General features: G+C 36.7%; 25 protein-coding genes and 3 tRNA genes. 18 read left to right on the forward strand and 10 right to left on the reverse strand.

Features of this window, described 5'->3' with window-relative positions; genetic code table 11:
* Window positions 1–69 precede the first annotated feature (69 nt).
* The 3 genes from L2B55_RS12465 to L2B55_RS19070 all read left to right on the forward strand — a co-directional run bounded on the left by L2B55_RS12465 (window position 70) and on the right by L2B55_RS19070 (window position 1,366).
* The gene (locus tag L2B55_RS12465; RefSeq protein WP_237846149.1) at window positions 70–522 is read left to right on the forward strand and encodes a 6-pyruvoyl trahydropterin synthase family protein; all 453 of its coding nucleotides are present in this window, start codon (window positions 70–72) and stop codon (window positions 520–522) included.
* Window positions 523–624: 102 nt separating this feature from the next.
* Complete coding sequence (locus L2B55_RS12470) at window positions 625–1,137, forward strand: hypothetical protein (RefSeq protein ID WP_237846151.1); 513 nt, start codon at window positions 625–627, stop codon at window positions 1,135–1,137.
* A 55-nt stretch (window positions 1,138–1,192) separates the two neighbouring features.
* Window positions 1,193–1,366: a hypothetical protein gene (locus tag L2B55_RS19070; protein ID WP_420854505.1), complete on the forward strand. Its 174-nt coding sequence runs from the start codon at window positions 1,193–1,195 to the stop codon at window positions 1,364–1,366.
* Between the two features lie 114 nt (window positions 1,367–1,480).
* Here L2B55_RS19070 and L2B55_RS12475 read toward each other — a convergent pair whose 3' ends face one another.
* The 4 genes from L2B55_RS12475 to L2B55_RS12490 all read right to left on the reverse strand — a co-directional run bounded on the left by L2B55_RS12475 (window position 1,481) and on the right by L2B55_RS12490 (window position 4,994).
* On the reverse strand, window positions 1,481–1,915 hold the full coding sequence (locus L2B55_RS12475; RefSeq protein WP_237846154.1) for a pyridoxamine 5'-phosphate oxidase family protein: 435 nt from the start codon (window positions 1,913–1,915) through the stop codon (window positions 1,481–1,483).
* 597 nt (window positions 1,916–2,512) lie between these two features.
* Window positions 2,513–3,784, reverse strand: coding sequence for a kynureninase (gene kynU, locus L2B55_RS12480; RefSeq protein WP_237846155.1), 1,272 nt, complete (start codon window positions 3,782–3,784; stop codon window positions 2,513–2,515).
* A gap of 75 nt (window positions 3,785–3,859) precedes the next feature.
* Entirely contained in the window at window positions 3,860–4,486 is a 627-nt protein-coding gene (locus L2B55_RS12485; RefSeq protein ID WP_237846156.1) for a DNA-3-methyladenine glycosylase, read from the reverse strand.
* Window positions 4,487–4,517: 31 nt separating this feature from the next.
* A complete protein-coding gene (locus L2B55_RS12490) occupies window positions 4,518–4,994 on the reverse strand; it encodes a GAF domain-containing protein (protein WP_237846158.1) in 477 nt (158 codons plus the stop codon).
* A gap of 301 nt (window positions 4,995–5,295) precedes the next feature.
* Here L2B55_RS12490 and L2B55_RS12495 point away from each other — a divergent pair, with 301 nt between their 5' ends.
* Together L2B55_RS12495 and L2B55_RS12500 are read left to right on the forward strand one after the other, a co-directional pair.
* Complete coding sequence (locus tag L2B55_RS12495; RefSeq protein ID WP_237846160.1) at window positions 5,296–7,470, forward strand: S46 family peptidase; 2,175 nt, start codon at window positions 5,296–5,298, stop codon at window positions 7,468–7,470.
* A gap of 67 nt (window positions 7,471–7,537) precedes the next feature.
* Window positions 7,538–7,762, forward strand: coding sequence for a DUF2905 domain-containing protein (locus L2B55_RS12500; protein ID WP_237846161.1), 225 nt, complete (start codon window positions 7,538–7,540; stop codon window positions 7,760–7,762).
* Window positions 7,763–7,863: 101 nt separating this feature from the next.
* Here the strand turns inward: L2B55_RS12500 and L2B55_RS12505 are convergent, their stop codons facing one another.
* On the reverse strand, window positions 7,864–8,061 hold the full coding sequence (locus tag L2B55_RS12505; RefSeq protein WP_237846163.1) for a PG1828 family lipoprotein: 198 nt from the start codon (window positions 8,059–8,061) through the stop codon (window positions 7,864–7,866).
* A gap of 152 nt (window positions 8,062–8,213) precedes the next feature.
* Between L2B55_RS12505 and L2B55_RS12510 the strand changes: the two genes are divergently transcribed.
* On the forward strand, window positions 8,214–8,807 hold the full coding sequence (locus L2B55_RS12510; protein WP_237846165.1) for an RNA polymerase sigma factor: 594 nt from the start codon (window positions 8,214–8,216) through the stop codon (window positions 8,805–8,807).
* On the forward strand, window positions 8,791–9,891 hold the full coding sequence (locus L2B55_RS12515) for a S1C family serine protease (protein ID WP_237846167.1): 1,101 nt from the start codon (window positions 8,791–8,793) through the stop codon (window positions 9,889–9,891). The genes L2B55_RS12510 and L2B55_RS12515 overlap by 17 nt, the downstream gene beginning before the upstream one ends.
* 80 nt (window positions 9,892–9,971) lie before the next feature.
* Here the strand turns inward: L2B55_RS12515 and L2B55_RS12520 are convergent, their stop codons facing one another.
* Window positions 9,972–11,147, reverse strand: a complete 1,176-nt coding sequence (locus L2B55_RS12520) for an acetyl-CoA C-acyltransferase (protein ID WP_237846169.1) — start codon at window positions 11,145–11,147, stop codon at window positions 9,972–9,974.
* 224 nt (window positions 11,148–11,371) lie between these two features.
* Here L2B55_RS12520 and L2B55_RS12525 point away from each other — a divergent pair, with 224 nt between their 5' ends.
* The 4 genes from L2B55_RS12525 to L2B55_RS12540 all read left to right on the forward strand — a co-directional run bounded on the left by L2B55_RS12525 (window position 11,372) and on the right by L2B55_RS12540 (window position 13,846).
* Window positions 11,372–13,417, forward strand: coding sequence for an HD family phosphohydrolase (locus L2B55_RS12525; protein WP_237846176.1), 2,046 nt, complete (start codon window positions 11,372–11,374; stop codon window positions 13,415–13,417).
* A 151-nt stretch (window positions 13,418–13,568) separates the two neighbouring features.
* Window positions 13,569–13,656, forward strand: a tRNA-Ser gene (locus tag L2B55_RS12530).
* Window positions 13,657–13,666: 10 nt separating this feature from the next.
* Window positions 13,667–13,740: transfer RNA gene (locus L2B55_RS12535), tRNA-Pro, on the forward strand.
* 32 nt (window positions 13,741–13,772) lie between these two features.
* Window positions 13,773–13,846: transfer RNA gene (locus L2B55_RS12540), tRNA-Pro, on the forward strand.
* 148 nt (window positions 13,847–13,994) lie between these two features.
* On the opposite strand, the gene L2B55_RS18885 is transcribed toward L2B55_RS12540, so the two are convergent.
* From L2B55_RS18885 to L2B55_RS12550, 3 genes are read right to left on the reverse strand one after another with little or no spacing between them, the layout of a single operon-like run.
* Window positions 13,995–14,201: a transposase gene (locus L2B55_RS18885; RefSeq protein WP_255696444.1), complete on the reverse strand. Its 207-nt coding sequence runs from the start codon at window positions 14,199–14,201 to the stop codon at window positions 13,995–13,997.
* Window positions 14,202–14,205: 4 nt separating this feature from the next.
* Window positions 14,206–14,928, reverse strand: coding sequence for an ISAon1 family transposase (locus L2B55_RS12545; protein ID WP_255696445.1), 723 nt, complete (start codon window positions 14,926–14,928; stop codon window positions 14,206–14,208).
* A 28-nt stretch (window positions 14,929–14,956) separates the two neighbouring features.
* On the reverse strand, window positions 14,957–15,322 hold the full coding sequence (locus L2B55_RS12550; protein ID WP_237846177.1) for an ISAon1 family transposase N-terminal region protein: 366 nt from the start codon (window positions 15,320–15,322) through the stop codon (window positions 14,957–14,959).
* A 348-nt stretch (window positions 15,323–15,670) separates the two neighbouring features.
* Between L2B55_RS12550 and L2B55_RS12555 the strand changes: the two genes are divergently transcribed.
* The 7 genes from L2B55_RS12555 (at window position 15,671) to L2B55_RS12585 (ending at window position 21,719) form a co-directional block, all read left to right on the forward strand.
* The gene (locus tag L2B55_RS12555; protein ID WP_237846180.1) at window positions 15,671–15,871 is read left to right on the forward strand and encodes a general stress protein CsbD; all 201 of its coding nucleotides are present in this window, start codon (window positions 15,671–15,673) and stop codon (window positions 15,869–15,871) included.
* 365 nt (window positions 15,872–16,236) lie between these two features.
* Complete coding sequence (locus L2B55_RS12560; protein WP_237846182.1) at window positions 16,237–16,446, forward strand: hypothetical protein; 210 nt, start codon at window positions 16,237–16,239, stop codon at window positions 16,444–16,446.
* A gap of 499 nt (window positions 16,447–16,945) precedes the next feature.
* Window positions 16,946–18,604 (forward strand): BamA/TamA family outer membrane protein, encoded by a 1,659-nt coding sequence (locus L2B55_RS12565; protein ID WP_237846184.1) that lies wholly within the window; start codon window positions 16,946–16,948, stop codon window positions 18,602–18,604.
* Window positions 18,605–18,872: 268 nt separating this feature from the next.
* Window positions 18,873–20,252, forward strand: coding sequence for a cardiolipin synthase (cls, locus tag L2B55_RS12570; RefSeq protein WP_237846189.1), 1,380 nt, complete (start codon window positions 18,873–18,875; stop codon window positions 20,250–20,252).
* Window positions 20,253–20,831: 579 nt separating this feature from the next.
* A complete protein-coding gene (locus tag L2B55_RS12575) occupies window positions 20,832–21,032 on the forward strand; it encodes a general stress protein CsbD (protein WP_237846190.1) in 201 nt (66 codons plus the stop codon).
* A 122-nt stretch (window positions 21,033–21,154) separates the two neighbouring features.
* On the forward strand, window positions 21,155–21,514 hold the full coding sequence (locus tag L2B55_RS12580) for a cupin domain-containing protein (protein WP_237846192.1): 360 nt from the start codon (window positions 21,155–21,157) through the stop codon (window positions 21,512–21,514).
* 49 nt (window positions 21,515–21,563) lie between these two features.
* Window positions 21,564–21,719: a lmo0937 family membrane protein gene (locus L2B55_RS12585; protein WP_237846195.1), complete on the forward strand. Its 156-nt coding sequence runs from the start codon at window positions 21,564–21,566 to the stop codon at window positions 21,717–21,719.
* A gap of 298 nt (window positions 21,720–22,017) precedes the next feature.
* Here L2B55_RS12585 and L2B55_RS12590 read toward each other — a convergent pair whose 3' ends face one another.
* Window positions 22,018–23,508, reverse strand: a complete 1,491-nt coding sequence (locus L2B55_RS12590; protein ID WP_237846199.1) for an IS1634 family transposase — start codon at window positions 23,506–23,508, stop codon at window positions 22,018–22,020.
* Window positions 23,509–23,546 lie beyond the last annotated feature (38 nt).

Genomic DNA, 23,546 nt, shown 5'->3' on the forward strand with positions numbered 1-23,546 from the left:
TCTCTCTTAGCAATAAAGCAAGTATAATTAAAAAATCAAAAGCTGTATCTTTGCGGCTTATTTTAAGTGATGGCAAAAATCAGACTTACCAAATATTTCAACTTTGAAACAGCTCATGCTTTATATGGATACGACGGAAAATGCCGTAATGTGCATGGACATAGCTACGAATTATATGTTACCATAATAGGTGATGCCATTAATGATGCAACTCATGTAAAAAATGGGATGGTGATGGATTTTGGCGATTTGAAGAAAATTGTTAAATCAGAAATTGTAGATGTGTTTGACCATGCTACGGTTTTAAATAGAAATTCACCACACATTAAACTGGCTGGTCAATTGATGGAACACATGGAACGTGTTTTATTAACTGATTATCAACCAACATGTGAAAACATGCTAGCTGATTTTGCAGAACGGATAAAAAAACGTTTACCTGAGAATATTAAACTCCATTCATTAAAGTTAAACGAAACCCCAACTTCTTACGCTGAGTGGTTTAACAGCGATAATGAATAAAAAGGGGCTCAAAAGTCTCATAATAATATAATTTAGCCCAAAATTAAAGCTGCCCTTTTGACAGTTTTTTTATAAACTTGCATAAGGCAACAGCAATTATGTATGGAAGAGCTTAGGCTATGGTTGGATTCTTATGATGATATCTACTCCGACTTCGATTCGCGCCATTATTTAAATCGAAGAGTTTCAGAAGATTTTATGCATGAACTCAATATGGCGCTCAAAACCAAGCCGGAGGAAGTTACAGATCTTTTTTTGCTCCTACCTCAAAACATTCGTAACGCAGAAATAGAAAAAGTAATTGCCACTAGTCTGAAAGGGTTCTTTATCAATCAATACCACCTTACCGATGCCAACTGCCGCAAAAAACTACACAGTGGAATAGAGTGGCTGGTAGCGGGCATTGCTATTATGGCCATTAACACCTATATTGGTTATAAGAGTGCAAATTCAATTCCGCTGGTTGCCATAAAAGTATTATTGGAACCAGCCGGTTGGTTTACGATCTGGATGTCGCTCGACTTTTTGTTTTTTGATCTTAAAGCCCTAAAAAAGGAAAGGAAATTCTTCAATGGGCTGTCGGAAATAAACATTCATTTTAAGGAATGGGAATGATGTTATTTAAAACCATACTTTTTTCATTTAGATTGCTTACGGGATTTCAAAAACCTTGAAGGAACTCCCTTTTAAGGTTAAAAATATATTTAAAACTGTATTGGAAATTTCGCCCGAATGTCACATTAAACACCAGATGACATTACAAAAATACCTTGACAATGCAGTTTCAAAAAACATAAACCTGCCGGAGGATGCAAGTATTTCATACCATCGATTTCATCTATAAAACTGCATGGCGGCAAAAAGCAAAAGGAATCACAATTCCGTTATCATTCAAAGGGAATACTTGAAAAAGGGATTAAAAGAAATTTGAAAGCACAAGGTGTGTATTGAGTAAAATTTATCCTTGTTTTTCAAATCTTCCAACTTTTTTGCTTAAGCGGATACGGTAAACAACCGCCACTTTCATGGTACCCAAACCATGAGAAGGCAGCACTGTTTCACTAACTATAAAGGGCATCAGTTGCTTTATTAACAATTCCATGGCTTTGTTTCGCTCCTCTTCATTTGTTAACTCCTCAAATTCTCCCCATGCAATCACACTTTCCCAATTGGCCATGTTCACTATTTCTTCAACTTCAAAACATACTTCCGGGTTTTGTCGCATCATATTAATTTTCATGCCATCGCGTGAGTGGGCATAAACATATTCACCATCATAAGCATAGCTTACCGGCACAATGTATGTCGTATCATTCGCATGGCAACCAATACGGCCAATGGTTTGACTTTTCAAAAGCTCTTCAATTTCTATAGTATTTAATGCTCCTAACATATAATAATATTTTATGGATTATTTCTAGTCTCATATTCTATTCCAAAGCCAAAGGAACATTGGACATAATATGATCTTTCATTTCTACAACTCAATTAAAATTAAATTAATTTGTAGAACAAAGCCAATGATTACGATCAGTTCCAGTTGTGACACTTATCATAATTAATTTTTTGGTTGATTTACCTATGGAAATCATTCATATAGCTATTTGGCATTAGGATATCTGCAGTAGTTTGAGTATCAGACCTAACAAGAGAACAATTTAAAGTCAATGAGAATTCCACCAAAGAGGAAGTCTTTCAACTGCACCGTTCAGTTCAAATCCTAAAAGGCTTCCTTTCTTTGTTTTTGGTGGACGGCACCGAGATGGATTAAATCTTTTCGCAAGAAAAAATTTTGATTTCGAGAACGAATCGCAACCATATCAATTCTGAGCATATTCAAACTTCATCTTCAAAACCGATAGTAATAGCGATAGTAAAGAAAAAGAAAAAACCCGTAAGATATTAACCTACAGGTTTTTTATAAAATTTGACTGCACCCCTATCTGGACTTGCAAAGTTGCCTGGAAGGAGGACAACCTTTTTATATTCTTTAAATTGTTGCCAATATTTCTCCAAAACGGTAAACATCTTCAAATGTATTATATAAAGGAACCGGAGCAAAGCGCATGACATTCGGCTCTCTCCAATCACCTATAACTCCATTATCTGCCAGTTTATCAAATACTGTTTTAGGCTCGGGATGATGAGCTATAATCGACAACTGACATCCACGCTGTTTTTTATCACGTGGAGTTACAATTTCGTACACAATTTTACCAGCTTTTTCATTTACACCATCGATTATGTATTCAAGGTAAGCCGTTAATACTTCACTTTTCGCTCTTAGGTTTTCAAATCCAGCACGATCAAAAATATCCAATGAAGCTTTATGTGCTGCAAGTAACAACATTTGTGATGTGCTTAGCTGCCAGCCTTCAGCCCCCTCCTCGGGTTTAAACTTGCGAGTCATTAAAAAACGTGTAGCTTTTTCATATCCCCACCAACCGGCAAATCGCTGAATTTCAGCATTGTTAAAATTGTTTTCATGAACAAAAATACCGCTAATTCCCCCTGGACTAGAGTTCATGTATTTATAAGAACACCACATTGCAAAATCGACACCCCAATTATGAAGTTGCAAAGGAACATTACCCATTGCATGGGCCAAATCAAAACCTACAGTAATTCCATATTGTTTAGCATGTTTGGTAATAGTTTCCATGTCAAACAATTGTCCCGATAGATAATTAATCCCTCCCATTAGAATCAGCGCCAGTTCGTCTTTATGTTGATCAATTGTAGCTAGTATATCTTCCGTACGCAATAAATTTTCACCATTACGAGGCCCTAACTCAATAACTGCATCTTCTGGATTAAACCCATGAAACTGAACCTGAGAATCAATAGCATATTGATCCGACGGAAAAGCTCTGGCTTCCATAAGAATTTTATACCGTTGTTTAGTTGGACGATAAAAACTTACCATCATCATATGCAGGTTCACAGTTAAATTATTCATAGGCGTAACCTCTTTAGGTTTGGCACCGCAGATTTTTGCCAATGACTGCTGCAACGACTCATGAAAATACATCCACTCAACACCTTTGGTAAACCAGCCTTCAACGGCATAATTCTGCCATTGATCTAACAAGGTATTAATATGATTCTTTGTTGATTTTGGCTGTAACCCTAGAGAGTTTCCGCATAGGTAAATAATATCTTTTCCATTATGCTGTGGAATTAAGAACTCATCTCTGAATGATTTAAGATTATCCTGCTCATCCAATTGCAGAGCAAAACTAAGTGTATTTTCAAAATTCATGTTTAGGCTTAAAGAATGATGAACAAAAGTAAAAAAAATGGATTGGTATTGTAATTTGAAGACATAAAAAACGGGTTAAGTCCTCTTAACCCGTTTACTCACAAACTTATTGGTTGAAATATAGAATCTCCATGGTAATAAAGCATACTCTCCGGCATAGTCAACACCTACGCGTGGAGCTGCAACAATATTATTTCCCAAAATTTTAATTCCCTGATCTTCAATCCAAATCTCATCTGAACATAAGCTTTTAGCATTTTGCGATTTGGTAATTCCAAGCGCTTTTGCTGTTGCACCGGGTCCTGAAGTGATTCTAGGATGAATTTTATCAAGATTTCGACGCTGCAATTGAATCTCGACTCCTTCTATTGGTTCAATCGAACGGATCAGTACTGCATGCGGTACATCCTTCACATTTGTGACCACATTAAATAAATAATGCATACCATAGCAAAAATAAACATATGCTGTTCCGCCATGAAGAAACATAGTTTCAGTCCGAGGGGTTCGCTTTAAATTGTAGGCATGACTAGCTTTGTCATCAGGCGCACAGTAGGCTTCTGTCTCTGTAATCATCCCTCCGGTAAGTACACCGTCAATTTTAGTATACAGAAACTTCCCTAATAAGTCTTTACTAATTTGCACCACATCTTCCCGAAGATAAAATGCAGCATCCAGTTTAGTACCTGTTTTAGTGACCAAAGCTTAAAGTAATTAACTAAAAATTAATAAATTAAAAATTTATCAGTTTTACGATCTGTTCAAGAAACCGAGCATCGGTTTCATCAAACTGAGCCTGCTCATCACTATCGATGTCCAAAACTGCTACAATAATTCCGTTTTTCCGTACAGGAACAACAATTTCTGATTTAGAAAGAGAACTACATGCAATATGTCCCGGAAATTCATCCACATTATCAACAATGATAATTTCTTGCTGTTTCCAAGCTGTTCCGCAAACACCTTTACCAAAACTTATTCTGGTACAAGCAATTGGACCTTGAAAAGGACCCAGAACGAGCTCTTGATCTTTCACAAGATAGAACCCTACCCAAAAAAAATTAAAAGTTTGTTTTAACGCTGCAGAAACATTTGCAAGGTTGGCTATCAGATCATCTTCCCCATTCAACAAACCTTCTATCTGTGGTAATAATGATTGATATTGAATTGTTTTGTCCTTAGTATCAATTAGTTTTAGTTCTTCAGCCATATTTTTATACTTTTGTTGTTGAAAGGAATAAATTAAAACTGAGTAGCATTCTCTACATATTGCGAATATAAAATTAATCTTAAGGGGAAATAAATCTTGGCATAGTTTTTATGCATATATAAACAACTTAGAAAGTTTAGAAATTTTGCACTTACGTAAGTAACACTAAAGTTTACGTAATGTTATAAATAAAGATTTTTTTGGTTTTTGGTTTGGTTTAATTGTTGGAAAAGCACCCACCACCCCGGTGGGGCTTTTTCATTTTATATGTACCTTAGCATTCTCAAATCACTCAATAAATATGAAGAAATACTTGCTAAGCATTCCGCTAGGAATTAGTTTAATTGTCTCTTCGGCTTACACCAATAAAGTAACGCCGCCTGACGAAGGGATGTTTCCGTTAAGTGAGATTAATAAACTTGACTTAAAAAAAGCTGGATTAAAAATTAATCAATCTGACATTTATAACCCCAACGGTATCAGTTTAATTGATGCATTGGTACAAATTAGTGGCTGTACAGGTTCTTTTGTATCAAATGACGGGTTAATTGTTACCAACCACCACTGTGCATTTAGCGCTGTCCAATTGGCAAGTACTCCTGAGGCCAATTATCTTGAAAACGGCTTCGTTGCCCGTACCCGCGAACAAGAAATTGAGGCCAAAGGCTTAACAGTACGTATTACTGATTCATATGAAGATGTATCAACTAAAGTATTAAATGCAGCTTCAACCACAAATGACCCGGCTGAGCGCATTCGTATTATTCAAAATAAATGTGCAGAGCTTGAGCGTGAGGCAGAAGCAAACGATAAATCAATCAAGGCTCAGGTTTCTGAAATGTTTATTGGAAAATCGTACGTATTATTTAAATACAAAACCATAAAGGATATTCGCTTAGTTTATATCCCACAACGCTCAATTGGCGAGTTTGGTGGCGAGACGGATAACTGGGTTTGGCCTCGTCATACTGGCGATTTTTCATTTGTACGTGCCTATGTTGCCAAAGACGGTTCATCAGCTACCTATTCAAAAGACAATGTGCCATATAAACCTAAAAAGTTTTTGAAAGTTAATCCAAAAGGCGTTGCCGAAAATGACTTTGCATTTATTTTAGGATATCCTGGCAGGACATTTCGTCATAGACCGGCACAATATTTACAATACCAAGAACAATACTTGCTCCCATATATTTCAGAGTTGTACACTTTCGAAAATAAAACCATGGAAGAAACAGCAGGGAACAATGTTGCACTGCAATTAAAACAAGCGACTCGTATTAAACGCAATGCAAACCGTTTAAAAAACTACCAGGGTAAACTTCAAGGATTAAAAGCAATTGATCTTGTTGAACAAAAAAGAGCTGAAGACGAGGAAATGCAAAAGTTTATTAATGCTGATGCAAAGCTAAAGCAGCAATACGGTTCGCTTTTGCAAAACATCGACAATCTTTATAAAGAGGTATTTACAGATGCTCAACGTGATTTATGGTTGTCTGAAATTTTTAACAGCACCAACCTCCTGGCTGTAGCAAATGCCTTAAATACGTTTAAAAAACAACTCGAAGCAGCTCCTAATAAAACAGCTTATTACAATCAGAATAAAGATCGATTTAAAAAAGCGATTGACGGTTTTTACGAGAGTTATGTGTACGAATCGGATAAAAAGATTTTCAAACACATGATGGCAGATGGCTTTAAATTACCACAAAACCAGAAGGTTGATGCCCTTCAACGTTTGTTGATAATGGATACGGGTATTGAAACTAGTGCAACCGAAGCTACTAATAGAATACTAAGTACTTCACTTAAAGATCCTGAATTTACAAACAAGCTTCTCACTGGATCAAGCGAAACTGATTTATTAGCCTTCAATGAGCCAATTATGAACTTTGTAAAAGAACTAAGTGAACAACAAGCTCAATTGGATCCAATTAAACAGAAACGTGAAGGGACCTTGAATAAACTCATGGGAGATTACGTAACGGTTAAAGAGCTGTATAAAAAGAAAGATTTTATTCCTGATGCGAACAGTACTTTACGCCTTACATATGGTTACATCAAAGGGTATACACCTGCAGATGCAACCTATTATGCTCCATTCACTGGCATTAAAGGAATTATCGAAAAAGGTGCTACTGGTAATCCTGATTTCAAATACCCCCCAATCATCAAAGATTTATATAATAAGAAAGATTTTGGCATGTTCAAAAATCCTAAAACCGAAGATGTCCCGGTTGCATTATTATATAATATGGATACAACCGGAGGAAACTCTGGCAGCCCGATCATGGATGCAAATGGCAATTTAATTGGAGTCAACTTTGACCGTGCCTACAGTGCAACAATTAACGATTTTGCATGGAACAATAGCTACAGCCGCTCAATTGGAGTAGACATACGCTATGTATTATGGGTAGCACAAAAGGTTGATAAAGCTGATTTTATATTGAAAGAATTAGGTGTTACTAAGTATTAATGATAATTTATAAAAGGTGAATGATGGGCATACACTATCATTCACCTTTTATTTTATTCAATCTATAATGAACCAAGAGACAGGAAAAATAATTATAGGAATAGGACTGACAGTTATACTTACAGGTGTACTTATTTATTTTTTTTATGATAAACTAAATTGGATAGGCCGATTACCCGGAGATATACGTATTGAGAAAGAGAATTTCAGATTTTATTTCCCTATCACCACTATGATTCTGGCCAGTTTACTTATTACAATTATCAACCTGATTATTAAACGTTTTTTTTAGATTAGACTATCACGAGAATTTAAAAGGCTTTGTAAACTTTATCAAAAATAAAGGCCGTCTCGTTAATAACAAGACGGCCAATCTAATTAAGTAAGAATTAATTACTTTTTAGTTGTATCAACTTTAGCTGAATCAACAACAGCAGCAGCTGAATCAACTACAGCAGCAGCTGAATCAACTACAGCAGCAGCTGAATCAACTTTAGCTGAGTCAGCAGAACCTTCAGCTTTTTTACCTTCACCACAAGCAACAACTGCAAATACACCAGCAGCTAACATTAAAGCAAATACTTTTTTCATTTTTGTTTTAGTTTTAAAATTTTTAAGATTCAATTTGATCTTAATACCACAGATATTAAAAGGTAACCCAAGAATTTGAAAAAATATTTAAAAATTTTTTTTCCTATAATTGGGTTACCATTTCCGTTTAAACGTATTAAATAGAGCACAGAGTGATAAAGGATTCATATTCATCGGATAATGAACTGATTAAAGGGATAATTGAAAATTCAGATGAGGCATTGCGCCAACTCTACAAAATGTATTTCCCCAGCATACTTCAGTTTGTATTGAACAATAACGGTGATGAAGATGATGCTAAAGATATTTATCAGGAAGCTATTATAGTAGTTTATGATAAAATCAAATCAGGTTCATTTGAGCTAAATAGTAAATTAAAAACATTTATTTACTCCGTGTGCAGGCGTTTGTGGCTCAAACGTTTAAAACTGATGAGTCGTAGTGCTGGCAATGTAACCGATTTTCAGGATTTTATTCCGGTAGAGGATGATCTTGAACGTCATGAAGAAAAAGATGCTCAACTAAATTTAATGGAAGGAGCACTTATAAAGCTTGGCGAACCGTGTAAAACCATCATTGAGGATTATTATTTACACAATCAATCAATGCAAGAAATTGCAGAGAAATTCGGATATACAAATGCTGAAAATGCCAAAAACCAGAAATATAAGTGTTTAATGCGATTGAAAAAGATATTCTTTCAATCAAGTGGAAAAACGGAAGAAATTTATGTACGGCGATCTTAACTTATTTAACGAAATTGAACGATACCTTAATGGTGAGATGACGGCAGAAGAACGTCAACGTTTTGATTTGTTACGGGGAGAAGATGTAGACCTTGATCATCAGGTAGTTGAACAAGAGCAATTTAGAAACCGATTGACTTCCGTAGCTGATAGAAGAAACCTTAAAGCTAAACTTGACTTAATACATTCAGAACTGGATGTACCTGAAATTAAAAAAGTTGTCAAGCCAGAAGAAGTAAAAATCATTCAGCTCTTCAGACGGTACAGTTCGAACATTGCAGTGGCAGCTTCGGTAGCTATATTAACTGTATTTGGTACCCTCCTCGTTTCCAAAAACTTTTCCGGAAAACAAAGCTCTACATATAGTGCACTGCGCAGAGATATGGAATCGATCAAGCGATCACAAAATGCATTGATTCGAAACATTAACAGTTCAAAGAGCCAAAACAAGTTACCAGCTAATCCTGGTTCTTTCGGAGGCACAAGCTTTGTATTGAGCGGAGATGGCTATTTAATCACCAATTTTCACGTAGTAAATGGAGCAGATTCAATTTACATACAAAACGAAAAAGGTGATGCATTTAAAGTAAAAACCGTTTACAGTGATCCAAAATTTGACCTTGCTGTTTTAAAAATCGATGACCCATCATTTAAATCATTTGGTTCACTGCCTTATACCTTTAAAAAGTCAAAATCTGATTTGGGTGAGGAAGTATTTACACTTGGCTTCCCTCGTGATGAAATGGTATACGGAAAAGGTTACTTAAGCTCTGCAACAGGTTTTGGAGGCGATACAATTGCCTATCAGGTTTCTATCCCTGCAAACCCAGGAAACAGTGGCGGACCGGTGGTTGACGGCAAAGGAAATGTAGTTGGTGTAATTAGTGGAAAACAAACCTTAATTGAAGGTGCAACCTTTGCAGTTCGATCTCAAAGTGTATTGAAGTTTATCAATTCAATTCCTGAAGATTCACTGAAGAACAAAATCATTGTAAACAAGAAAAATTCATTATCAGGATTAAGCCGTACACAACAAATCAAAAAGCTACAAGATTATGTTTATATGGTAAAAGTTTATAATTAATCTTGAAAAGAAGGTTATAACATAAAAAAGTCCGGCAAAAATTGTCGGACTTTTATTTTTACTGAGCTTTATTTTAATAATTAGTTCAAGTTTTCAATTACAATTGCAGAAGCACCACCTCCTCCATTGCATATACCAGCTACACCATACTTACCGTTTTGTTGTTTCAAGACAGAAAGTAAGGTGATAACAATACGTGCACCTGACATTCCAATAGGGTGACCTAAAGCAACTGCGCCACCGTTAACATTAACTTTAGCAGGATCTAATTCGAGAATTTGATTGTTGGCAAGTGAAACAACAGAAAATGCTTCATTTATTTCAAAGGCATCAACGGCTTTAATATCGATATTACCTTTTGCTAATGCATTGGGAATTGCTTTGGCTGGTGCGGTGGTAAACCATTCTGGCGCTTGTTGAGCATCAGCAAAAGAAACAATCCTAGCAAGGGGCTTAACACCTAATTCTTTGGCTTTTTCAGCACTCATTAAAACTACCGCAGCTGCTCCGTCATTAATACTAGATGCATTAGCTGCTGTTACAGTGCCTTCTTTCTTAAACACCGCACGTAAACCTGTAATTTTATCAAATTTCACAGCTTTCGGTTCCTCATCATCATATACTACTGTTACTCCACCTTTGCCTTCTATTTCAACCGGAACGATTTCCTCTTTAAATAAACCTTTTTCCTGAGCATTTAATGCACGTTTGTATGATTCAATGGCAAAGTTATCCTGATCCTCACGAGAAATTTTGCATTCTGCCGCACACAATTCAGCAGCTGACCCCATGTGGTAATCATTGTAAACATCCCATAATCCATCTTTTATCATAGCGTCCACCACCTGTTGGTTACCTAAACGATATCCCTGGCGGGCTTTATCCAAATAATAAGGCGCATTGCTCATGCTTTCCATTCCACCGGCAACAACTATATCATTCTGACCAGTCATAATAGATTGTGCTCCCAACATTAGCGCTTTAGTTCCTGATGCACATACTTTATTAACTGAAGTAGCTGGAAGGTAAGGCAGGCCAGCAAAAATTGCAGCTTGTGTTGCAGGAGCTTGCCCTAAGTTAGCCGACAGAACATTGCCCATGAATACTTCCTGAACTAATTCGGGGTTTATTCCAGCCCTTTCAACAGCAGCTTTTATGGCTATTGCACCCAATTTGGTTGCAGACAATGATGATAGACTTCCACCCATACTCCCAATTGGTGTACGAGCAACCGAAACGATAACAACTTCTTTCATGCTAATTATATAAGGTTATATTGATTGATATATGCCCTGCAAGTTAGGCAAATTTTGGCTTTCTCAAACTTTCCTTAGTTGTAAAAAAACGTCTAATTATATATATGCGCAATATTGTGCAAATTTGTATTTTCAAGCGATTATATATTTGTCATAACGTGATTATTAACAGTAAGGTTTTAAGGTTTTTTCGAGTTAAATACGCTCAAATGTACCACATTATTATGCTTTTAATTTGTATTGTAGTGGTGGTATTGATTCTTCCTAAAGAAAAAAGATTTAAATATGAGTATGAAAAAGGCAAAGTTTGGATGCATCCTGACCTTATTTCTCCTTTTAACTTCGCCATAGAAAAAACCAATAAAGAGCTGGAAGCTGATAAAAACGAAGCAATTAGTGCTGTACTTCCTGTTTATAAAGTTGATGACAAGGTAACTTCTGTAGAACAAGAGGCTTTCAAGATAGACTTTGACATCAAATGGAAGTCAAGATTCCAAGGGAACGGTAACCGCGCTAAAAACTTCAGAGTTGGGATTGATTTGATCGATGAATTTTATAAACGCGGTATCATTGAGTTAAATAATCACTATCAAAAAAACAAGCTTGCTGATTATTACTTAACGCTGGTGCAAAACAATGTAGCAACTAATGTAAATTCTTCTACGTTATTTACTCCGTCCCGGGCATTAGATTATGTACGAATCAAATTGAGAAAAGAGTCTGATGTAGAAATTGCATTTCTAATAGATATCATTCAAGATCACATTCAACCAAATGTTATTTTCGATGAAAACTTAACCCAAAAACTTGAAAAGAAAGCCATTGAAAGTATTTCTCTTTACCGAGGCATGGTACAAAAAGGAGAATTGATTGTTTCTAATAAAGATGTGGTTACAGATGATGTCTATAAAAAAATAGAATCCCTTCGAAAAGAATACGAACAGACCGGTTTATTTTCAGGTAAACGACAAATCGTGGCATTGGGACAATTAATTCTGGTTGGAATTTCACTGTCCTTACTAATGGTCTTTCTATACTTATTCAGAAAAGATCTTTATTACGATTATCGACAACTTTCCTTAATACTTATCATTGTTTCAGGAATGCTAATTACCCTTTCATGGGCTATAAAAATTGAGCTTCCAAGTTTGTATTATATACCCTACTGCATCGTTCCTATTATTATCAGATTATTGTTTGATGCCCGCTTGGCATTGAACATTCACATTTTGGTTGTACTTGTAGCCGGCTTCTTCGTTCCCAATGGCTTTGAATTCACCTTTTTTCAAATTACAGCCGGAATGACTGCCATTTACAGTATTCAAAACTTATTAAGACGCTCTCAATACCTTGTTTCGGCTTTCTTCATATTATTGACTTATCTGGTTTGTTTTATTGGAATTTCCTTTATACATGAAGGTAGTTTTACAAAAATAGACTGGATAGCATTCTCACCTTTTGTTCTGAGTGTTTTATTATCATTACTTGCCTATCCTATGATTTATTTATTTGAAAAGCTATTTGGTGTAACCTCGGATATTACCTTAATGGAACTTTCCAATACCAATAACCCATTATTAAGGGAGTTAGCCTTTAAAGCTCCAGGCACTTTCCAACATTCTATGCAAGTGGCCAACTTAGCCGAAGCAGCCATTTATAAAATTGGAGGTAATGCACTGCTAGTTCGTACCGGAGCCTTATATCATGACATAGGAAAAATGAAAGCGCCTAACTATTTTGTTGAAAACCAGAAAAAAACCGGCAATCCACATGATGAGTTAACCTACGAAGAAAGCGCCAGAATAATTATTCGCCACGTAACAGATGGAGTTGAGCTTGCTGAAAAAAATAATATCCCGGAATCGGTAATCGATTTTATTAAAACCCACCACGGAACAACACGTGTGGATTATTTCTATCAGTCATTCCTAAAAAACTTCCCTGATCGCATTTTTGATGAGCAGGTATTTCGCTATCCGGGCCCTATTCCATTTTCTAAAGAAACCGGCGTATTAATGCTAGCCGATTCGGTTGAGGCTGCATCAAGAACACTAAAGGATCCCGATGGCCGTAGTATTGATCTATTAGTAGATAAAATCATTAATTATAAACTAGAACAACAACAACTTATTAATACCGACATTACCTTAAAAGATATTGAAATCATTAAGCAAATCTTTAAACAAATGCTCATGAGCATCTATCATGTACGTGTAGAATATCAATCCACAGCTATTAAAACTCCGGAAAATCCGGTTTTTGAGTCATAGCATGAAAAAATTATAAAAAATAATTAACTGAAAGTGAGCAAGTGAGCTAAAAAGGGCAAAAATTATTTGAAAAAGTTTTTGGTGCAAGCATCTTATTTCTATATTTGCAGTCCCGTTACGAAACGGAGTTCTTACAAAGGTTTTTAAAGCAGGTGAGGTGCCTGAGAGGCCGAAAGGAACGGTTTGCTAAACCGTCGTACGCCAAAAGTGTACCGAGGGTTCGAATCCCTCCCTCACCGCTAAAGTTTTCGGGGTGTAGCGTAGCCCGGTATCGCGCCACATTTGGGATGTGGAGGTCGTAGGTTCGAATCCTGCCACCCCGACTAAAAACTTTAGAACTCTTTAAGTAACGCCTCGGGGTGTAGCGTAGCCCGGTATCGCGCCACATTTGGGATGTGGAGGTCGTAGGTTCGAATCCTGCCACCCCGACAACAGGCTTAACAAGCAAAGTCAAAAACCTCTAAATTATATTATTTAGAGGTTTTTTTCATTTTCTCCTATCGTCTAAAATCAAAACAAATCAAATTTATGATGAGCTAACACGGATCAATCCCAAAACCTGTGGAGCAACCCTTTCTTAAGCAAATAATTTAGTAAGCCTGAAAAGGAAAAAAGGTACATCCTTCACACCCCTGAATTGACTCCGGAAGGCTTTGATTTTAGCATTGAACGATTCGGCCGAAGCGTTGGTGCTGCGGTTGTCAAAGTAGTTCAGGATCCGTTCGTAATGGAGCTGTATGGTTTTGGACAGGGTATTAAACGTTTTAAAGCCGGCCTTTTCCACCTGGTCATACCATTGGGAAGCGCGTTAAGGCCAGGGATTTAGATGAGGAGTGGTTGTAAATCCAGGAGAGCTTTTGAGCCAATGCATAAGCCTGTCCCAGATCTGGATATAGCTCAAAGAGAAGACTTGCCCGTTTTTCTTGTTCCTGGCTCCAGTTCACCTGGGCTTTATACAGCAGGTGACGGCTGCGGGCCAGCAATTGCTTGAGCGTATCCCCGTTGGCATAGATCTTCGGATGATATTCTGCTTGGGTTTTTCGGGCCTTTTCCAAGGCCTTGTTTTCCGCCTCTATGGCCTTCCAGCGATGCTGGATGCGAATTTCCTGCAAGGCCTCTCCCCCCAGTTGTTGCACATGAAAACGATCGATCACCTGTTTGGCATAGGGAAAACAATGTTTGACAATAAGGTTCATACTTCCTGCCAGGTCCATGGTTACTTCTTTTACTTCGTTCCGTAACCGTTTGGGAAGTCGCTTGAGCAGGGGAATGATCCCATCGGACTGCGTGCCCTTGACGATGGCCACAACGGTCCCTTTTTTGCCCCTGGCGTCTTTATTTGTGATGATGGTATAGAGTTCCCCTAAGGACAACGAAGTTTCGTCAATGGAAAGATAAGGTCCCCTGTTTTGGGGAAACAAAAGTCCTTTTTCGATATCGTTGCCCGCTTTCCAGGAGTTAAAATTACTTAAGCGGTTCCGGTAGCTGCGATGAAGTTTCTTGCCATTCACGCCATAGAAACCGGCGATGGTTTGCAGGCTATGCGCCTGTGTATCGGCTGAATGCTTTTAAAAAAGCCGCAAAATCCTTGGTAATGCGGGTGCCTTGGGCCACTAAATCCCAATTGCGGTAAACGACTTTGCCGGTATCCTCATTCATCCATCGGCGGCGGGTAATGTGCAGGTATACCTGAAAACCCCGAATGGGAAAATCCTGCAAAGTGATGGGCTCAAAAAAGCCTTTGGAGTGCAATTTGTTTGCCGAATACTCTTCAGGGGTCTTGTTGACTTCCTTTAAATAGATATGGATTGCGGCGTCTTTTTTCTCCACGTCGGTTAATTCGAAATATTCCTCAATGGATTCAGGAAGGATCAGTGGGATCAGGGCTTTATAGGACTCGTGCATGGTGTTTTTTAGGATGCACAAAAATGAACTTTTATTGCTTACTCCACAACTTTTGGGATTGATCCGCTAACACTCCTAGAACTCCTTAAAGTCTTTTTTTGTGCTTTTTATACCAAAATTGGAAGAAGGGTCGCTTAAAAACTATCGGACAACTGACCGCTACCTTTAAGGTCGTTTAATGGGATTACCCCCTCCTATTTTAAACAATTAAAACATAAAAGACGAGGCATAGTAGACCTCGATAATGTGTGAATTATGTAATTATTAGATTTAGTTATGTAACATTCCTGCTGGTTTATAGTGATACATTTATTCTGTAATTGTTAAACTACCATTAAGATAAAAATCATGGAAGAAACCAAATCAACAGGAACGTTCGGGCACGGAAAATGGTCTGAACAAAAAGCTAAGCTTATTGCAAAGTTTCCTGTTTTAACAGAAGCCGATGTTCACTACGAACAGAGTAATAGAGAAGAAATGTTGAGAAAGATTGAAGCCAAATTGGGTAAAACCAAAGAGGAATTAAATTTAATTATTCAAGAACTATAATAATATGATAATGGGTCAATACCTTTTGGCTCATTATTCTTTTGAAATTTTTAAAGCTATTTCTTAAACGCTAGAAAGGTATATTGAGTTAGTGGCATAAGCAGTAGCGAGTTAAATGAATGTTTTTAAACAAACTTATTTAATAAGATGAAAAAGTTAATTATGTCCTTAGTTATAACAGGTTTTATAGTGGGAATGAGTGCTTTGGCCTTTGGCCAAGAGGGTTTATTAAAAATAATTACCCCCCCCAGGACATTAAGGTTTTAGCAAATAATGTAGATTCTTTAGACTATGCACAGTTTAAGAAAGATGCCCAGGAAAAAATTCAGAGTAATGATAAAGATATTGCCGATTTAAAAGCAAAAATGAAATCAAAAGCTAAAGAAGGCAATACTAAGGCCAGTAGCCGATACAGTAAAAATATTGAGAATCTGGAAGCTAAAAACGATGATCTGCGTCAGCGAATTACCGATTACAAATATAATAACAGTGATTGGTCGTCATTTAAGCAAAAGTTCAATCATGACATGTATGATTTAGGCAAAGCATTTAAAGGATTTACTTCCCAAAAGTAAACAAGCCAAGGTTCACCATCATATAAAGGGGTGAACCTTTTATAATTTATCATTTTTGAAATAATATAATACTTTTCGAGTGAAGGTTGTAAGCAAAATAATTGTCAAAAGTCAGTAGGCCATATTAGTGTGTTTAAACTTGCCCAATACCACCAATGCAACGAAAGCTTTAAAATGATATAATAGGGGTCAATCATTGGATTACAACATTTAGGAGCTTTATAAGTGATCTTGAAATAAACAAGCTATTTGTGTATATTTTAGCATAATGCAGCTAAAGAATAACAGAAGTCGGCCTATAATTTGTTTTGCTTTATTTGCTTACATATTCTTTTGTTCATTTCCTCTCATAGTACAAGCTGTTAACGGCACTTGGGGACTTACAAATTTTTCTTTTTACAGTGACACACTTTCTTCCGATTCGGGAAATAAAATGAGTTTTCGCATCGAATCACTAAGATTAAGATATAGCAATTCGAGAGATACACTGATTAAAATATTGAAGAATACTGCCTATGATATTCTAAGTGAAAGACCATATCGGCCATACCAAGGTAAGGTGATCCGTGATATCATTATCGCTCAGGTGAATGTTTTTAACAAAGACACAAAGGAAAATCGTCAACAACGTAATAGCATTCAAAAACTTCAACATCTTCTGGACTTTTTGCACGTAAACACCAAAACAAAGGTTATCAAGGAAGGATTGTTTTTCAGCAAGAACGATACAGTGAGTCCATATCTTATGTCATATAACGCGTATTACCTGCGTAATTTACCCTTCTTCCAGGCAGCAGAAATTTCCATAAAACCTCTTTCACATACTAAGGACTCTGTCGATGTAGTAATCATTATTCAGGATGCTTTTGAATTCGGAGCAAGCTTTGCCCACTCTAAGGTGACACTATACAATGTCAATTTTCTGGGAGGAGGTCAGCGAATTGATGTGGCGATGAGCATTGACAAGTATCGTAATCCGACTGTAGGAACGGCCGCTTCATATGTCAAATATAATATTTGGGGGAGTTTTGTGGACGCAGCCATTGGCTATACTACATTAAACGACGCAGTTCCTATTGATACTGGGGTTTATGAAACTTCTTTATTTATGCATATGGACAGGCAACTCTATAAACCTACCGTGCGGATAGGTGGTGGCTTAACCATTTCATACAATTACTCCATGAATGTTGATTCCCAATCTGCTGGTTCTTATCGAAACTATGCCTACAAATATTTTGATGTTTGGGGAGCCTGGGCATTTAATGTGCAGAAACTGCTTAAAACAGGTTTTGAGAATCGTACTCGCAAAGCGATATCATTAAGGTATAGCTTGATTGATTTTAGTCGCCAACCACAACAGCAGATTTACCGGCTAGATCCAGTTTATAACAATCGCCAGTATGTAATCGGACAATACAACTTTTTCCTACAAAGCTATTTCAAAACCCATTATGTGTATGGATTTGGCCGCATAGAAGATATTCCCAGTGGCTACAATTTGGCACTAACAGCAGGTGTGGAGAGATGGATTAACAGGGAACGGATTTACACAGGAGCACAATTTGAACGCTCAAAGATATTTACCAAAGGCAATTTTATGATAACAACCATTGGCCTTGGCGGTTTTTTTAGAAATGAGTTTGAAGATGTGGTGATGGAGTTTAAAAATGATTATTACAGTAATCTTCATACCCTTAGTCGATGGAAGCTTCGCTACATGGTCGGTTTAAACTATATGATTGGCATAAACCCCCATTTTAATAAATCAATTAACCTTAACACTGAAAAAGGCATCATAGGCTTTGATTCTGATTTGCTACATGGATATCAACGCCTTAAGCTTACAGGTGAGGCTAATTGCTATGCTCCTTTCCAGTTATTAGGGTTTAAATTTAATTTTTTCGCAGTTGCCCAGGTAGCGCAGCTTGGAGACAATGATGAACTCCTTTTCGGGAACCGTCTGTACTCCGTACTGGGAACTGGCGTACGCATTAGAAATGAAAGTCTCGCGTTTCGTACCTTAGAAATAGTGGCTTATCTCTACCCCGGAGGACCTTCAGATATGAAAAATACTGGTTTTCAGATCAGGGGCATCCCCAATATACGATTCAGAACTACGCCCATTCAACGTCCTGAATTTATACGCTTTGAATAAACCTGCAAGAATAGAAATTCACAACGCTATATTAGTTTTCCTTTTGCTGATATACAGAATACAATTAAAAATTTATTCATTGACGGATTTTTAAACTGAAAAAAAGTTATTCAAAGATGTTTCTCATGCATTTGCGAGGTGCAGATTAAATTTCCGATATTATAGAGAGAAATACCTACGACTCATGTTGTCTATTACATCACCTGTTTATTATATTATAGTGACTCTATATATATTACTAATTATTACAGTATTAATAAAAATAGTAATGGATAATAGAACTCCTGCCAAATCATTAGGGTATCTTCTTATTGTTGTGCTAATACCAGTTGCAGGGGTTATTATCTACCTATTTTTTGGGTTGAATTTTCGTAAGAAAAAGCTCTATACAAAAAAAATTGAACAGGATGCAGCGATGTTTTCAGCAACAAAGCAGCAGAAGGTTCTTGATTCAGAAAATTTTTTGAAAAAAAACAAGGACCTATTAAAGGGTAAAGAACCCATTATTAAATTCTTATTAAATGAGGCTTTGTCACCACTTTATCCGGTAGAAAAGATAAAGCTGTTACTTAATGGGAATGAGAAGTTTGAAATGCTGTTAGCTGAATTAGAACAAGCCAAAAATCATATCCATTTGGAATATTACATTTATGAGGATGATGTGATTGGAAATAAGATTAAAGATATTCTGATACGTAAAGTTAAAGAAGGTGTAAGAGTCCGATTTATTTACGATGCTTTTGGTAGTCATGCAATTAAAAAGCAATTAGAGAAAGAACTACTGGAAGCAGGCATTGAAATTTATCCATTCTATAGTATTAAATTTTTTCTTTTATCCAACCGGATCTATTATCGTAACCATCGTAAAATCATTGTCATTGACGGAAATATAGGATTTGTTGGCGGTATAAATGTTGGGGATCGCTATCTTAATAATGGAAAGTCTAAGGAGCTTTTTTGGCGCGATACCCATTTAATGGTGAAGGGAGGTGCAGTAGCAGGCCTTCAATCAACATTTATTGCTGATTGGAATTTTTGCAGTGGAAGTAAATTAAAGATTACGAAAGAATTATTTCCTCATATTGAGGGCTTTCAGCATGATGCTTTGGTACAAATAGCGGTCAGCGGACCCGATTCACCAATGGCCAATATTATGTTTTCTTATTTTGCAGCTATAAATTCTGCCCTCGAAAAGTTATATATTACAACTCCTTATTTTATTCCTAATGAAAGTATTTTGAACGCTATTAAGCGCTCGGCTCTTAGTGGAGTAGATGTACGTTTATTGGTTCCTGGTGAAGGGGATTCAAAATTTGTGAACGCAGCATCTTGTTCATATTATGAAGAACTATTAAGTACCGGAGTAAGAATATTCCGATACCAAAAAGGTTTTGTTCATGCTAAAACAATAACTGTGGATGATAATTTATCTATAATAGGAACCGCAAATATGGATATAAGAAGCTTCTATTTGAACTTTGAAGTGAATGCCATGGTTTATGATAAAAGATTAAATCAGGAACTGAAAACAGCATTTATAAATGATATTAAACAGAGTAAAGAGCTTAAGTTAGGTGTTTGGAGCAAACGAAATCAACTGAAAAAGTTTGGTGATGCATCAGCGAGGTTAGTTTCATCACTTTTATAAAAAAACACCAATTTTTCGAAAGAAAATGGCTGTTGAAGTTTGTCAAGTAAGATTGCCAACGCAGAAATCTTTAATTTATTGATACATTTTGACTCGTAATAGTTCATAATCTTTTTAGAATACCCATCTAACCGAGTCGTTTGATTTTCATATATCGACAATAAGGTTGATATATGACGGCACTAAGATTGTACAGCGACTGATTACCTATGAGGATATCAAAAAATTATTCTGGCCTATTAATTCATCCTTTAAGCAAAATAGTTTCTTGCCACCCTATCTGGGCATGTAGATTTGCTTGCACATTACCAGTTCCATCCGATAGGCGAGCTTTTGTTGTTTAATTGATTTTCTTTGAGTTTACGGTAGTAAGCCTGTCGGTTATCCCGAACAAATGTTCGGTCAGCTCAATAATCCTATCAAAAACAATCTCTTTTTAAACGTAAAGAAAGAAGTGGGTGCCTTAGATATTGATAATGTGTGAATTATGTAACTATTAGATTTAGTTATGTAACGTTCCCGTTGGTTTATAGTAGTACATTTATTCTATAATTGTTAAACACCATTAAGATAAAAATCATGGAAGAAACCAAATCAACAGGAACGTTCGGACAAGGAAAATGGTTTGAACAAAAAGCTAAGCTTATTGCAAAGTTTCCTGTTTTAACAGAAGCCGATGTTCACTACGAACAGGGTAATAGAGAAGAAATGTTGAGAAAGATTGAAGCCAAATTGGGTAAAACCAAAGAGGAATTAAATTTAATTATTCAAGAACTATAATTTCTATTTAATATGATAATGGGTCAATACCTTTTGGCTCATTATTCTTTTGAAATTTTTAAAGCTATTTCTTAAACACTAGAAAAGTATATTAAGTTGAGGTAGCGCACAGCTTATGTGCAGTGAGTAAAGGAGAACAGAAGATGGACAGCGATGAAGTTGAAAAATCAAAAGCACTCATCATTGTTGAAATAATAGAGTACTTATCGAATGCGGTTGTAAGCAAAACAATCATCAAGAAGTCGACCGGCAATATTAGTGTACTTTCATTTGATACCGGCGAAATGCTGACTGAAAAAATTTCTCCATTTGATACGTTTGCACAAATAATAGAAGGCAATGCGGAAGTAATTATCGATGGTAAGTTGAACTTATTAGAGACAGGGCAATCGATTATTATACCTGCACACTCACCCAATAGTATAAAAGCAAATGAGCGCTTTAAAATGATATTAACGGTTATAAAAAGTGGCTATGAATAAATGAAAATAAATCTGTTAAACAGGATTAGCAAACTTAAAAATTAAAATTATGGGAAATTTATTGTATATACTGGCTGTACTATTAATAATAGGATGGCTAGTTGGTTTTTTTGCTTTTCATGCAGGTGGTCTCATTCACATTCTGTTAGTTATTGCTTTAGTTGCAATAATTATAAGGGTTTTGCAGGGCAAACCTGTCGTTTAATTATGAATTAATTCTGTAGGTAAGAGTTATGATGGAAGCTTAATTAATATTAATCAGTGTAGTAGTTAGTATAGTAGGATGAACTGAATGAGTATAAAAAAATTCAAGGCAGAAGATGATCAGATGAAGAAACTGCACCAATTAGTAAATGACGTCATCAAAGAAGAACACCTGATTATTAATAAACTCCAGCATCCTCCGGAGGAGCTCTTTTTCAAAAGGGCAAAAACTTTCTGATAATGTAGCACAATTTGGAGGGAGCTGGAAGTTTATTATTCGTCCTCCTGACTTGTCCCTTTTAGTGCGGCAGTTTTAGATTTTGCACCAATTTTTCGATTAACGGCGTTATTTTGGCCCTAATGCGTATTTCCTTCCCTGTAATTCCATTCACCATCCTGGCGTCCGTGACCTTTTTCAATTCGGTTACGAACTTTTTTATAGATACTTCGGTTGACAATTCAATATGTTTGGATACTACTAGCGACATGAAGCAGACCAATAAGTGAAGGTTTATAGGCTCTTCTTTGTAATGGAAAATTGGTCTGGTCTGAAGATCGCTTTTAGATATCCTAAAAGCCTGTTCAATCCTGTACAGTTCGTGATAATGCCCTATTATCGTATTGTTGTCAGCAACACTTTCTTCCAGATTAGTGTAATACCCTTTTATTCCCAACAATTTTTTCGTTTTTTGGATCAGCGTACGGTTGAGTTCTAATACTTCGCCTCTCGATTTGGTAAACTTTGTCTTCTTACCCTTTGAGGGAGTCTGGATAATCGTTTCTGCTTTCTGTATCTGCTTTTCCATTTCGTACTTATCTTTTTTGTATCGTACTGCCGAATAACTGCATATCAGATATCCATTATCGGTTTTTATCCTGATGCTATGGCCGTCTTCTCTCTTGAGAGAGCGATCGATTTGTTCGATCAAGGGACTCGAAAGATTCCCCAGTCTTGCACCTACGATATAATTGATATTACTTTCGACCAATGCCTGGACATTGACCGAACTTATCATGGCCGCATCTGCGACGATGGTAAAATTGGCAACGCCATGCTTGCGGATGAACTTCTGTACGACGGGAAGGATCGTGTGCCCCTCAAATGTGCTGCCGGAGAACACCTCATAGGATACAGGGAAGCCTTCTTTGGTCACCATCAAAGCAACCAATATCTGGGGTTGTTGTGATTTATTGTCTTTAGAGAAGCCATTCTCCCTGAGCTCGTCTTCCTCAAAAGTCTCGAAATACAAGGTGGTTACATCATAGAACAACAGCTCGAAATTGAACGCGTAGCTGCTCTTTGCGAAGGCAACAACGATCTGTTCGACATCCTGCTTCAGCTCCAGCCAATCCCTGGCTGACTTATAAAAGCTCTGCCTTCGATGACGAATGCCAAAATAGGTATCCATCAGCTCTATAGATCGCAATTTTGAAGCAGGCTCTAAGATCCGCATAATGACAAGATCCAACAATAGTGGTTTCTTGATATAGGATAGACCGACCTTGTTGACGACTTTCGAAAGTACTTCATATAAAAAGGTATAATGTACACCTAAAAACTGCGCTCTGTCCAGGAAAATCAAATTGTCAAACTTTGTTTCCTCCTTGAACGGCAAGCTCGGTGTGTAATTGTCGATGAAATCCTGCGCGACCAACATAAGAGATTCGACTTCCGCCTCTGACCTTCCTGAACCGATATGCTTGTAGACTACCCTTTTTCGCTTATAATAATAAATTACCTGAACAGCCTTTGCTCCTGAGGCAGTCGTAACAGTTCGAATTCGTAGCATAATTTAAGCTTAGTGCGACAAATTACGGTTTTCAAAAC

It is taken from the genome of Solitalea lacus (genome assembly GCF_022014595.1).
Classification (GTDB): domain Bacteria; phylum Bacteroidota; class Bacteroidia; order Sphingobacteriales; family Sphingobacteriaceae; genus Solitalea; species Solitalea lacus.